At 37.3% G+C, this 12182-nt stretch carries 13 protein-coding genes; 8 read left to right on the top strand and 5 right to left on the bottom strand.

Going from position 1 to position 12182, the window contains the following annotated elements:
• Positions 1-138 precede the first annotated feature (138 nt).
• Complete coding sequence (locus H0W64_04525; GenBank protein ID MBA3660968.1) at positions 139-1419, top strand: Nramp family divalent metal transporter; 1281 nt, start codon at positions 139-141, stop codon at positions 1417-1419.
• 142 nt (positions 1420-1561) lie between these two features.
• Positions 1562-1777: a PspC domain-containing protein gene (locus tag H0W64_04520; protein MBA3660967.1), complete on the top strand. Its 216-nt coding sequence runs from the start codon at positions 1562-1564 to the stop codon at positions 1775-1777.
• Between the two features lie 70 nt (positions 1778-1847).
• Here the strand turns inward: H0W64_04520 and H0W64_04515 are convergent, their stop codons facing one another.
• Positions 1848-2756: a hypothetical protein gene (locus tag H0W64_04515; protein MBA3660966.1), complete on the bottom strand. Its 909-nt coding sequence runs from the start codon at positions 2754-2756 to the stop codon at positions 1848-1850.
• Between the two features lie 199 nt (positions 2757-2955).
• Positions 2956-3687: a 1-acyl-sn-glycerol-3-phosphate acyltransferase gene (locus H0W64_04510; protein MBA3660965.1), complete on the bottom strand. Its 732-nt coding sequence runs from the start codon at positions 3685-3687 to the stop codon at positions 2956-2958.
• A 175-nt stretch (positions 3688-3862) separates the two neighbouring features.
• Here H0W64_04510 and H0W64_04505 point away from each other — a divergent pair, with 175 nt between their 5' ends.
• Positions 3863-4294, top strand: a complete 432-nt coding sequence (locus H0W64_04505) for a hypothetical protein (protein MBA3660964.1) — start codon at positions 3863-3865, stop codon at positions 4292-4294.
• A 64-nt stretch (positions 4295-4358) separates the two neighbouring features.
• On the opposite strand, the gene H0W64_04500 is transcribed toward H0W64_04505, so the two are convergent.
• Together H0W64_04500 and H0W64_04495 are read right to left on the bottom strand one after the other, a co-directional pair.
• The gene (locus H0W64_04500; protein ID MBA3660963.1) at positions 4359-5555 is read right to left on the bottom strand and encodes a hypothetical protein; all 1197 of its coding nucleotides are present in this window, start codon (positions 5553-5555) and stop codon (positions 4359-4361) included.
• A gap of 196 nt (positions 5556-5751) precedes the next feature.
• Positions 5752-6690, bottom strand: coding sequence for a LysR family transcriptional regulator (locus tag H0W64_04495; GenBank protein ID MBA3660962.1), 939 nt, complete (start codon positions 6688-6690; stop codon positions 5752-5754).
• A gap of 112 nt (positions 6691-6802) precedes the next feature.
• Here H0W64_04495 and H0W64_04490 point away from each other — a divergent pair, with 112 nt between their 5' ends.
• Genes H0W64_04490 through H0W64_04480 form a run of 3 tightly spaced genes read left to right on the top strand, consistent with a single transcriptional unit; the run spans position 6803 to position 9268 of the window.
• Positions 6803-7108 (top strand): hypothetical protein, encoded by a 306-nt coding sequence (locus H0W64_04490; GenBank protein MBA3660961.1) that lies wholly within the window; start codon positions 6803-6805, stop codon positions 7106-7108.
• Positions 7109-7112: 4 nt separating this feature from the next.
• Positions 7113-7751 carry an NAD(P)H-dependent oxidoreductase gene (locus H0W64_04485; GenBank protein ID MBA3660960.1) on the top strand — a complete coding sequence of 213 codons (639 nt, stop codon included), beginning with the start codon at positions 7113-7115 and terminating at the stop codon, positions 7749-7751.
• A 44-nt stretch (positions 7752-7795) separates the two neighbouring features.
• Entirely contained in the window at positions 7796-9268 is a 1473-nt protein-coding gene (locus H0W64_04480; GenBank protein MBA3660959.1) for an amino acid permease, read from the top strand.
• Here the strand turns inward: H0W64_04480 and H0W64_04475 are convergent.
• Entirely contained in the window at positions 9258-10193 is a 936-nt protein-coding gene (locus H0W64_04475; protein MBA3660958.1) for an arylamine N-acetyltransferase, read from the bottom strand. The genes H0W64_04480 and H0W64_04475 overlap by 11 nt on opposite strands.
• A gap of 403 nt (positions 10194-10596) precedes the next feature.
• Here H0W64_04475 and H0W64_04470 point away from each other — a divergent pair, with 403 nt between their 5' ends.
• Positions 10597-11094, top strand: coding sequence for a GNAT family N-acetyltransferase (locus tag H0W64_04470; GenBank protein MBA3660957.1), 498 nt, complete (start codon positions 10597-10599; stop codon positions 11092-11094).
• A gap of 9 nt (positions 11095-11103) precedes the next feature.
• Positions 11104-11979 carry a 50S ribosomal protein L11 methyltransferase gene (gene prmA, locus H0W64_04465; GenBank protein ID MBA3660956.1) on the top strand — a complete coding sequence of 292 codons (876 nt, stop codon included), beginning with the start codon at positions 11104-11106 and terminating at the stop codon, positions 11977-11979.
• The last annotated feature ends 203 nt before the right edge of the window (positions 11980-12182 follow it).

Raw genomic sequence — 12182 nt, 5'->3', positions numbered from 1 at the left:
GTTCTTGATTTGACCAATCAGGCGTTACTTCCCAATCTCACCACACGTTCAAAATTTGACCCACACTGTTGCAGCTCATCATAAATAGGTTTTAAATGTTTACTTCCCGAAGGTTATTCATTTGAGAAAGGAAGCAGGATGATTAAACGAGTAAAGAAATATTTTGGCATACTCGGACCTGGCATAACCACAGGGGCAGCTGGAAACGATCCTTCGGGAATCGCAACCTATAGTCAAACTGGTGCTCAATTTGGATACAAACAACTCTGGATAGTTTTTTTAATCCTCCCTTTCCAAATTGCTATTCAAGAAGCCTGTGCACGGATTGGTGCCGTCACGGGAGAAGGATTGGCCTCGGTTATCAAAAAGAAATTCAATCCTTGGATTCTTTATAGCGTTATTTTTTTATTCCTCATTGCCAATGTTATTAACATTGGGGCAAATTTAGGTGCGATGGCTGCCACGATGCAACTGATTTTTCCTCTTAACTTCACGCTTTTGACGGTTGGTTTCACGACGATCATTTTGGCTATGCAAATCTTTTTATCCTATCGTATTTATGCAAATATTTTAAAATGGCTGGCCTTGTCGCTCATTACTTACCCCTTGACCGCTATCATGATTCACATTAATTGGGGGCAAGTTTTCAAAGCCACCTTCATCCCCCATCTAGAATTTAATTTTGCTTATTTATTTATCTTAACCGGTTTATTAGGGACAACAGTTTCTCCCTATTTATTTGTTTGGCAAGCTTCGCAAGAAGTTGAAGAGGTCAATAAGAAAAACTTAAATACCATAGGTGGAAACTCAAAAGTAAGTCGGCGTTACATCAAACGAATGCGGATTGATAATTTTGTTGGCATGTTATCCTCACAGATTTGCTCATGGTCGATCATTGTAGTGAGCGCTGCCGTGTTGCATCAACATGGTATTATCGATATAAAAAATGCGGCCGATGCTGCAAAAGCGCTAGAACCTTTTATCCATTCCTTTCCAAACGCTGGTTTAATTACGAAAATTATTTTTGCCACTGGCATTATTGGTTTGGGGTTATTATCGATTCCCATTCTGGCTGGATCTTGTGCTTATGCCATTGGTGAAACTTATAATATGAAAGTTGGATTGGACTTAAAATTTTATAATGCCTATGGATTTTATGGGATAATTATTTTCGCTACGTTAATCGGATTAGGGATAAACTTAGTCGATATCGATCCTTTTAAGGCACTGATCTATAGCGCAGTCCTAAACGGTCTCGTTGCTGTCCCTCTTATCTTTCTCGTAGCAGTTATCGCGCAAGACAAAAAATTTATGGGTAAACATTACAGTCGTTTTCTATCAAATATTTTTGTTTGGCTTACCTTCTTAGGAATATTAGGTGCAGGAATTGGTATGGTCTATTCCCTCTTTTTTTCTTAAGACGGCGACATTGACAATATTAGTATAGGAAAGAAAAGCTTAGATTTAAACTCATAAAAATGATAGAAATGCCTATAATCGGACCTTATTTATCGTCTAAAGTATTATAATGTATTAATAAAGCTAAGTTTAGGAGATCCACATGAATACATCACCGCAACCGCGTCGCAGACTTTACCGTTCTCGTCAAGATCGTATGATTGCTGGTATTTGTGGCGGTATCGCTGCATATTTCCATACCGATCCCACCTGGATCAGACTCTTATTCGTGTTGTTATTTTTCTTGGGCGGGTCAGCGCTATTAGTCTACATCGTGATGTGGATTGTGGTTCCTATTGAACCAGAAAATCTTGTTTAACTTCCTTTTCCATGGGCAAGCTTAGCATCATTATCTGCTTTGCTTGCCTGATATTATATTACTCATCTCTTTAAGAAGGCTCACCTTTTTTAATTAGCGTTGGATCCCATTGAGCCAGTTGAGTTCCCGCATGATAAGTCGATTCAAAAAAATTCAATAAATCTTCTTCAGGTTGGTTAGATTTCTCAATCGCCTCATAATCTAAAACAAATTCCGTTAACTTCGCATCCCAGCGCGCAGCTTGCGGTTGGATAGTGGCTGATTCAATAGCGTCGGGTTGGGGGTAGGTAAATGAATAATAAGCGGGACGAGGATACATTTCATTCCCATGCCAAAAACCGATTTCAACTTGCGCTTCATCCATGGCATTTCGACGAATATAACCTGCATTAACCCCTGTCGTTGGAACAGGCATGCCATTGTAACGTGCATCTCGTAAATCAAATGTTCCCCACATCAATCCAATGGGTGGGGTTTCCCCATCAAAACGTGCATGATAAAGCTTCATCACTTTGTAGGAACTTAATAAGATTCGCCACCACGCATTAGCAAGTACGCTGTTATACTCTCGTATTTCAGTATCTTCATTAAATGGAATAGGATTTGGAATTTCTTGAGGCATAGAATTAATATGCAAATCAATGTTTAAATCTTTTAAAATCATTAAAATTTTTGTTTCGAACTCTGCTACTGACATTGACGTAAGAGGAAATTGTCTTTCAGTTCCAAAACTAGATGTCACTAAAATAAGATGATTGTTTAAATCAACTTCAATGCTAAAAGCACCCGATTGATAAGGAATCAATCCCGTGGTGATGCCTTTGGCTGTTAACCATAAGGCAACATTCGCCCAATGGGGTTCAAAGGGCGTATATAACTTGAATTTTCCAATAATTTGTACGCCCATATGCAATAGGTGGGCTGTCGATTTGAATTCATCGTAATTTAAATGAGGCCAAGCTGCATCCTTCTCATTCATCGCATCATCCTTGTCATAATAAAATAGAGACTTTGGTAATTATTATACAACATCATGCTCAAGAAAAATTGCGCTGAGAACGACAAAACAGTATCTTTTATTAGTTTTATTTCAGATTTATGATTATATTAATTTTAAGAAATGTTATTTTTACGAATGGACATCGTATTGAGGTTACTAGCGAAAACTTCCTTACTGATTAGGCAATTAAATCTTTAATTTTATTTCTTACCGTCTCCATCAATAGTTGCTGTCCATCCAACATTTGGAATTTACCTGCATCAATGGGTTCGCCTACTTTAAGCTCGACAGTTTTGTTAAAACCAAATTCCAATTTATGAGGTGGTAGAATTGCGCGCGTATTGCAGATGCCAACCGGTACAATTTTGGCGGAAATTTCTCGCGCTAAACGAAAACCCCCGCTTTTAAAGGGCAGTAAATCTTTTTCGCGTGATCGCGTCCCTTCTGGAAAAATCCAAATAAATATATTTTTATGCAGCCTCTCTTTAACTTGTTGAAAAAAAGCTTTTTCTTGCATAGGTTTGCTTCGATCAACGGGCACGCATTCACTTATTGCCAACATTCTTCCAAAGATTGGGATTTTAAATAATTCTTTTTTAGCGAGAAAGCGTATGGTTCCTGTCATTGTCGCGTAAATTAAAGGAATATCCATTAAACTTTCATGATTGCTCATGAGAATATAAGCGGTATTTTCTTGAAAATGAAATTGGGTCGCATAAGATATTTTGTAACGCGTTTTGGTTAAACTTAAAACCGACACTGCGGCTTTATTAACAATTCGATTCATCTCTTGATGATTAATTCTATTTAAGTTAGCTTTTACAATCACCACCAGGCAAGGCCAGGCGACCGCCCAAAGGCATTTGGTAAAGAAAATAAATTGCTTCAATTTAGCCAAGATTGTTTGCATGTTTAATTCCGCATTGGTGTCTTCACCGCCGAATATAACACAAAAAAATCACACGTCCTACCGCAAGTAAATTGCGTAAAAAGCTTTATTCAAAGCGTAAGAATCAAATTATAAATTTGTTGAAGCTCATGTTATGATAACCAGTCTTATCATTCCATACTAAGGATAGAATGTTATGAAAAAGCTATTTTTTACCCTGGTTTCTCTATGTGCGGCAACCACACTTGGCGCAACCACTATGACATCGATGACTAAGGATGAGGTCATCTCGACCTTTGCAGGTAATACGATAACAACAATTCCCCTCTCAACCATTGACGCTCAACTTATTCCCAATCGCATCACAATTTATTTAGATAAAAGTAATAAAGCTACGGGTAAGTTGGATACTAAACCGGAAAGTAATGTCCAAGCAGATGAAGGTACATGGACGGTTAGCGATGATGGTGCTTTATGTATCACTTGGCAGCATTGGAATGAAGCAAAACCATTTTGTGATTTCGCTTATAATGCAAACAATAGCTTTATATTTATCAATGCTGAAGGTGATTTTATAAGTTTAGCGCTGAAGAAAAATATCACCCCAGGCAATCAATTTACGCAGTAATTTTTCTACCATCCAATCTTGTCGCGGTGGGCTCAAGTGTGCCCACCTCGATGATCCAATTTGTTTATCTCGAATTACGATGGTTGAGAAAGCTTACTTGCTGACCATCATTATGCTGCAGGGGCGGCCCAAAAAGGCCATGGGAATTTCCAGTTATTTTTTCTTTTTGGATGCCTTGTAAATACTTAGGCGTTTGAAACGAAAAAGTAGTTTTAAAATTAAATAATTTATTGACAGCAAATTGCAGACGTAACAACATCGTATCATTTCTAACCGGCAAATAATTATGTTGACCTATGGAAAGACAATAACTTAGCCGATGGTAATTAGGATTATAAGATGTAAGAAAATGAAACACTCCAATTTCATTTGTTATTTTATGTTTCATAAGTTGAATACGAAACGTTAGTAATTTTTCATTCAAAAACGTTAAAGGATAAACTTCACCGCTCCAGGTATCACAAACTACAGCATGAGGTCCCCACGTCTTCGGTTGCAAAGGATCACTTTGCGGATCACGATCAATAATTAAAATAGCGTGATCACCATTTTGTACATTGTAAACTTCCGCCGGAATGCTAGTTCCATTTTTTTCGATTAATTTTTTTAAAGCAATAAAGCTCATGATACCGCAATTCGCCATTCCCTTTTTTTCATATAGATCAGTTTTACTTTGTAAAAAATGATAAGCAATATCTTGAGGTAATTCGACTACCACTTCATTTTCCCAGACTTGTACTACTTCATATTGGTTGCCTAATTGACGTAAGGCAGTATTCTCAATGAATCCAGATGATTTTTCGATAGATTTAATTTGCTTTTCAATTTGCGAAATTTCATCAAAATTATGCTTTGGAGAAGGATGCGTCGAAGAACCGTGAATTTCAGCCCGCGTTATATTAGCAACCCGACAAGCCTCTTTTAAATTACGATATAATCTACTTTCCTGAGCGGGATTGAATTCTTTAATGATTTCAGAAAATTCAAGGGGCGTGTTCAAGTCCTTTAATTTTTTCATGCTGGTTAAAGACAGAAGGATATCGTAAATTTTCCCTTTTTCAGTATCAGGAACTTTAAGATTTTCAACCAAATCAAAAGGAATTTCTCCCGCATCATTAACAGTTGTCGCCATGAGTGAAACTGCCTGCGCCCCATTTACCTTGATCATGTATTCAATAGCTTCTGCATTCTTGCAGTGTCGAAGTAAGTTATGTAAATCCGTATTGCCTTTCGTATAAACCTTCTGTCGATTATTGAACATAGTTTTTTCCATTCTTTTAATATTTTTATGTTTTAAATAATTTAACTTTTTATATGCTGAAAAACTTTTATGATCTACTCCCAGTTTCATGTAGAAATAGTACTCCGAGGAGCAAACGTAACTGAGAGCTAACTTGAAATGTGAAGCATTCAAAGTTTTTTAGTAAAGTTGTTGAACTAACTCATTCCAAATCATCTTATCCTGCTCCCCCTAATTTTTCTGTCAAATGTCGCGTATGGGAATAAATGAATTCTAATAATAATCGTGTACGTTTTGGTAGAACATGCTGTTGAGGATATATGGCGTACAGCTTGTAGTGACCCCAGTCATAATCCCTGAGGACTGGCTTTAAGGTTTGATGCTGTAGTGCCATTTTTACATTTAAATCAGTGAAGCGTCCGATTCCATGACCTGCTATACAGGCGGTTAAGCTACTTTCAATATCATTAGAAGTATACTGTGGATTAAAAATAAAATACTCTTGCTCGCAGCCGATTAGATAAGGCCACTTTGCCTCTTCTAGTTGTGATGGATTGCTCGCCGAATTAATAATGGCATGGCTCAATAAAGCTTTAATATTTGTAGGCTCGCCGTGTTTGAAGAGATAGCTTGAGCTTGCATATAATCCGATTTTTTCTTGCAAGAGCAACTTCATTTGCAGACTACTATCTTGCAAATTGACTTCATCAATATAACCCGCGCCTCGAATAACCAGGTCAAATTGTTCTTTAATAGGATCTAATTGATCATTACTGAGGTTTAAATCAATTTTTATATCTTTAAAATCAGCTAGAAACTTCATGATAATGGGTGTTAAAAAATGTCTTCCAAAATATAAGGGAGCACTGAGACGAATTTTACCTTTGGGTTTTTGAGCAAGCGATTGGATTGAGCTTACTGCAGAATCAAGTTCTTGTTGTATTCGTTGGGCATGCTGCCAAAATAATTCTCCTTCCCGGGTTAATTGTAACTGACGCGTTGTTCGTTTAATTAATGTTACACCGAGTTTTAATTCCAATTGAGCAATACGTCGACTCACCAAGCCATTGGAAAGACCTAGCTGCTTCGCCGCCCGGCTAAATCCGCCTAACTCAACGACTGCAGTAAAAATAGCGGTGTCATCTAACATTCCCATGCAAATTAACCTCATTATACTCAAAAAGTAAAATATATTGTTTAAAATCGCATATTGTTTAAATTTTGTAACTATATTATAGTATTTAAAAGCACATTTGCGAGGAAATTTAATGAAATTTAATCATTACATTTACATTTTTTTAGGTCCTGATTTGGACCCTCAATTACATCGTACGGAAATTAAAACGGATAAACTTACTTTTGTCACGGCAGGTATCGACTTTAAGCAAAAAGATAGAGTCATTGAAGTTGCCAAAGAGGCCGTGTCTCAAGGTGCGCAAATGATTGAGTTATGTGGCGGATTTGGACCTTTGTGGGTGGCGAAAGTTTATGAAGCACTAGAAGGCGCAGTGCCCGTAGGGAGCGTTGCCTACGGTCCGGAAGCGCGTAAACCTTTACTTGATCTATTGAGTTAATGAAATGAAAATTTTGTATGTTTTAGCGCATCCTAATCCAAAATCATTTAATGGTCACCTTGCCGAAGAAGCTGTAACTCACCTTGCTTCATCCCATGAAGTTAAATTTTCTGATTTATACCAAGAAAATTTTAATAGTGTCGCCAGTTTGCAAGATTTTAATTTGCCTACCCATGCAAAAGATGAAGCTTTTTTTTTAATGCAACAAGCCGCATTCAATGAACAGCGTCTCAGCCCTGATATTACTAAAGCCCTTGAACAAGTTCAGTGGGCTGATCATTTAATTTTTCAATTTCCTTTATGGTGGTTTGCAACGCCGGCGATATTAAAGGGTTGGTTTGATCGAATTTTAGTGAAAGGTTTTGCCTATGATGCGAATAAAATTTTTGATGATGGCTTGTTAAAAGGCAAAAAAGCTTCAATCGTCACCAGCACTCAATCTCCCGCTACAGCCTATCAAACTGATGGTGTACATGGTGCAACCCTTGATACTTTTTTACATCCTATCCATCACACTTTACGCTTTGTAGGTATGCAAATTTCTTCCCCCTTCGTAACCTATGGCGCATTTAATTTAACCCTAGAGCAACAAAAAAATATTATAAAAAATTATAAAAACTACCTAGATCATTTATTTAAATAAAAAAAAAAGATTCTGCCGTTCAATAAAATACTAAGGAAAGCCTCATGACTGAAGTAAGGTTAGATACTTCATTGGATCCTCTATTGCATAGAAAATTTAATGCGCGTCTATTAAATATGATTGCAATCGGTGGTTCAATTGGAACGGGAATTTTTTTGGCAAGTGGTAATGCCATTCACACTGCAGGTCCGGGTGGAACTTTGCTTGCTTATCTTTTAACAGGTCTCATGGTTTATTTTTTGATGACTAGTTTAGGAGAAATGGCAGCCTATATGCCAACCACAGGTTCTTTTTATACGTACGCTGCTAAGTTTGTGGATCCAGCTTTGGGTTATGCTTTAGGATGGAATTATTGGTATAACTGGGCCATCACTGTTGCATCAGAAATTACTGCCGCCTCGTTAATTATGCAATTTTGGTTTCCTCACAGTCCCTCTTGGATTTGGTGCTTAGCATTTATTACTTTGATCGTCGGGTTTAATGCCCTCTCAGCGAAAGGATTTGGAGAAATTGAGTATTGGTTTTCATTTATTAAAGTATCAGTCATCATTTTATTTATTATTGCAGGAAGCGCTCTAATTTTAGGAGTTTCGCCAGGCGAGTCCATTGGTTTTAAAAATTGGTTTATTGGTGATGCTCCTTTTCATGGTGGAAGTATGGCAATCTTAAGTGCCTTTATGATTGCTGGTTTTTCATTTCAAGGAACAGAATTAATCGGTATTGCAGCTGGTGAAAGTGAAAACCCGCATATCAATATTCCAAAAGCAATCAAGCAAGTATTTTGGCGCATTTTATTATTTTTTATATTAGCCATCTTGGTGATCAGCTTTCTAATCCCCTACACTTCACCCCAACTGATTAGTTCGGATGTTGAAATGAGTCCTTTCACGTTAGTATTCAAAGAATACGGCATGAGCTTTGCAGCATCATTTATCAATGGCATCATTTTAATTGCTATTCTTTCGGCGGGTAATTCAGGTTTGTACGCTGCGACCCGGATGCTTTGGTACTTAGCCAAACAACGTCATGTTCCAAAAATTTTTGCACGCGTCAATCAACGTGGCGTTCCAGTTATTGCACTTGCGGCCACAACGTTTATTGCGATGTCCGCATTTTTATCTTCTTTTTTTGGTAATGGCTTGGTTTATTTTTGGTTAATTAATGCGTCGGGTTTGTCTGGATTTATTGCATGGTTAGGCATTGCTATCAGTCACTATCGGTTTAGAAAAGCATATATCAAACAAGGAAAAGATTTAAGCCAACTTCCTTATCTGGCTAAAGGTTATCCATTTGCTCCTTTAACTGCCTTTGGTTTATGTCTTTTAGTGATAGGTGGCCAAAATTATAAGGCGCTTAGTGAACACCAGATTGATTGGTCGCAATTCTTAGTTTCCTACATTGGCTTGCCAATCTTTATATTGTTATGGCTCGGGTATAAACTTATTAAACGCACAAAAATTGTGAAATTAAACGAATGTAACTTTGATTATGATAATATAACACAACCTAATAATTAGGCTTAGGAGAGCGTGCTAGTTCTATAGGAGTGCGGTCAAGTTGATGAGCAGTACAAGGCTTGACATACTTACACCAAAAGTGATGAGAAAATCTTGTAGGTTTAATTTCAGGCGCAGGCGTTTTCTGACTTAATGGTTTAAAACGTGTCCCTTGGGGTAAATCAATATTGAAATATTGTTTTAATACTTGTAAATAATCTTTCCCATCTTTTATATCGCTTTTTATTTCCTGGCCATCCGTTTCTATTTTTAATTTGTTATTATTTAAAATAATATACCCTTCGGATCGTGGCAAAACGCAAATTTTATTATTAAAAAAAAATGATTGTGGATGATGTGAGACAAAGTAACTCATGGGTTCAAAATCGATCGCTTCAAAGACTTCTAAATTGAATTCATATAAATCTTTCCAATCAGAAGTCGTTAAGGTTTGTAACATGAGCCTATCATTGAATTTTTTTAATCGATATTTGTGATGATATTGAACAATTTCTTTCTCAACTTCAAGAGGAAGCGGTTCCAAAAAACCATAGCCGCCAAACCCCACATCAGCAAGCCAAGGCTTCCCTTCAATCGTAACTAATAATATTTTGTGCCCCCGCGCAACAGGTACTGGAGTCATTACGCGAGCTGCTAAACGCTGCACTTTAAATCCAAGTTGAATTAAAACCAGTGCTAACAATTCGTTATTTTCATGACAATAACCGCCCCGCTTATTAATCACTAATTTTTGGAATAAATGCCCCTCATCAAGATGGATAAAGGCATTGGGATTATTTTCATTTTCTCGTTCGTGAATAGCTAGGTTTTCAAAAGGGATTGTTAAGGCTTGGGCGCGATGAATATTTTTCAAAGTTTCAAGGGAAACTGTCATTGGCCCTTGGTAGTTGATTCGATCAAAGTAAGCTTGCAGATTAAGAGGCATGTGAGCTACTTTTCCTTCCTCATGGTCGAGGATCAAGCGATAACTTCAAGTTTACTGTAATTGGTGATGCTGATAAAGATAGCGTAGATTTGGCTTATGCCTTGATTGAATTTTGATCAGCAGAGCGGCGTGCAGTGACAAATAAAGTTTATATTATCTTATCGACCGAGCAAAATTTCGTCGACAGTCGGTTATGAAACTCATGTAATGACCCTTTTCCTTGACCGTTAATAAAATTCGCCCTACCTATTGTCCCTCATTTTAATTTGTTTTTTGAGCAATGCAGAATATCATACGTATCATCCTCAGAAAAAAGTCATTGGTTTTTGAATAGATTTATTCTTAATTTAGCTTTACAACACTTGGCTTGACAAAAAAAAATTAAACTAGGAGCATTAAACATATGGTTGCTGACACATTTGAAATAAAACCCGCAACAATTCAAGATGTACCACTCATTCTTGCTTTTATAAAAGAACTTGCTGAGTATGAAAAATTATCTCATGAAGTTGTTGCAACTGAAGCTGCATTAAGTGACTCATTATTTAGTCAGCCCAGCTCGGTTGAAGTTATCATTGGTTATGTTAATAACCAACCCGTTAGCTTCGCTTTATTTTTTCAAAGCTATTCAACATTTTTGGCACGTACCGGCATTTACTTAGAAGATTTATTTGTAAGACCTGCAGCAAGAGGCAAAGGGGTGGGTAAAAAAATGTTAGCCTACTTAGCGCATTTAGCAAAAAAACGTAAATGCGGCCGGTTGGAATGGTCAGTCTTAGATTGGAACGAATCAGCAATCGGGTTTTATAAAAAGTTAGGGGCAAAAATGATGGATGAATGGACCGTTTTTAGATTAACAAATGAAGCATTAAATAAACTGGCAGCAACCCATCAAGAATAGAGTAACATCATGTTTGAACTTCATATCACGACAACAAATGCATTCATTGATCAGCTTAGCGATGAAATAGCTCTTCATCAGGTCACTGCTATAACTTGGCAAGATGCAGCGGATCAATCTATTTATGAACCTTTGCCGGGCGAGGTTATAAAGTGGGACAAAATGATTCTTAAAGGATGCTTTGCTGATTATGCTTCAGTCTTAACTTTAATTCCTTATTTAGAACTTGCAAAACAACGCAACGAAATTTCTCATTATCAATGTTGTGCTATCGATCATCAAAATTGGATCCAAGTGGGTCGCAAGGGTTTTGAAGCACGTACTTACGGAGAAAGATTATGCATTTGTCCAAGTTGGGAAAAGTCTCCCTATCCTGAACTCGTCAATGTTTTGCTTGATCCGGGACTTGCCTTTGGTACGGGCGCACACCCCACAACAGCGCTTTGTTTGGAATGGTTAGCATCACATATTTCTGGCAATGAAATGATTTTAGATTATGGCTGCGGATCAGGTATTCTTGCGCTCGCTGCAGTCAAACTGGGTGCAACCCATGTCGTTGCTGTTGATCATGACGAACAAGCCCTCACTGCATGCTGTGATAATTTTGCGAAAAATAAATTAGCGCAAAATCAGTTGGACGTATTTCTACCAGATCAGTTACCAAGGCGAGAGGTAGATATCGTGTTAGCTAATATTGTCGCAACGACACTTATTGCCCATGCTGACCTTTTTGCCCAATGGACAAAACCCAAAGGCATACTTGTCCTCTCCGGCTTAACCGAAACAGACTTCGAATCAGTTGTAACCGTCTATCAGCAATATTTTATATTCAAAAATAAGATCACAAAGGAAGGGTGGATTCTTTTAGAGTTTGTTAAAAAATAATAATAGATGATGACAATCTAATGTAATTGATTTTTTCTTTCGAAAGTAATGGTAGACATTAAGAGGTGCCAGGTAATTAAACAGAAGGTAGGACGATAAACAAGATACGAGATGTTAACAAAAGGTAAGGTCCTGGGTGGAACGCAAAGCGAGGAACCCAGGCTAGCAACCTCGCAAACAACTTTTTTTAACTCATTAACTAT

Source organism: Gammaproteobacteria bacterium, from assembly GCA_013816845.1.
GTDB lineage: Bacteria > Pseudomonadota > Gammaproteobacteria > DSM-16500 > DSM-16500 > Aquicella.
The sequence above is the reverse complement of the archived record's forward strand: the minus strand, read 5'-3'. Positions and strand labels throughout refer to the sequence as shown.

Excerpts from the sequence above, each read along its gene's own strand:
- H0W64_04525 (MBA3660968.1), top strand. The coding sequence starts at position 139 with ATGATTAAACGAGTAAAGAAATATTTTGGCATACTCGGACCTGGCATA.
- H0W64_04520 (MBA3660967.1), top strand. The coding sequence starts at position 1,562 with ATGAATACATCACCGCAACCGCGTCGCAGACTTTACCGTTCTCGTCAA.
- H0W64_04515 (MBA3660966.1), bottom strand. The coding sequence starts at position 2,756 with ATGAATGAGAAGGATGCAGCTTGGCCTCATTTAAATTACGATGAATTC.
- H0W64_04510 (MBA3660965.1), bottom strand. The coding sequence starts at position 3,687 with ATGCAAACAATCTTGGCTAAATTGAAGCAATTTATTTTCTTTACCAAA.
- H0W64_04505 (MBA3660964.1), top strand. The coding sequence starts at position 3,863 with ATGAAAAAGCTATTTTTTACCCTGGTTTCTCTATGTGCGGCAACCACA.
- H0W64_04500 (MBA3660963.1), bottom strand. The coding sequence starts at position 5,555 with ATGTTCAATAATCGACAGAAGGTTTATACGAAAGGCAATACGGATTTA.
- H0W64_04495 (MBA3660962.1), bottom strand. The coding sequence starts at position 6,690 with ATGGGAATGTTAGATGACACCGCTATTTTTACTGCAGTCGTTGAGTTA.
- H0W64_04490 (MBA3660961.1), top strand. The coding sequence starts at position 6,803 with ATGAAATTTAATCATTACATTTACATTTTTTTAGGTCCTGATTTGGAC.
- H0W64_04485 (MBA3660960.1), top strand. The coding sequence starts at position 7,113 with ATGAAAATTTTGTATGTTTTAGCGCATCCTAATCCAAAATCATTTAAT.
- H0W64_04480 (MBA3660959.1), top strand. The coding sequence starts at position 7,796 with ATGACTGAAGTAAGGTTAGATACTTCATTGGATCCTCTATTGCATAGA.
- H0W64_04475 (MBA3660958.1), bottom strand. The coding sequence starts at position 10,193 with ATGCCTCTTAATCTGCAAGCTTACTTTGATCGAATCAACTACCAAGGG.
- H0W64_04470 (MBA3660957.1), top strand. The coding sequence starts at position 10,597 with ATGGTTGCTGACACATTTGAAATAAAACCCGCAACAATTCAAGATGTA.
- prmA (MBA3660956.1), top strand. The coding sequence starts at position 11,104 with ATGTTTGAACTTCATATCACGACAACAAATGCATTCATTGATCAGCTT.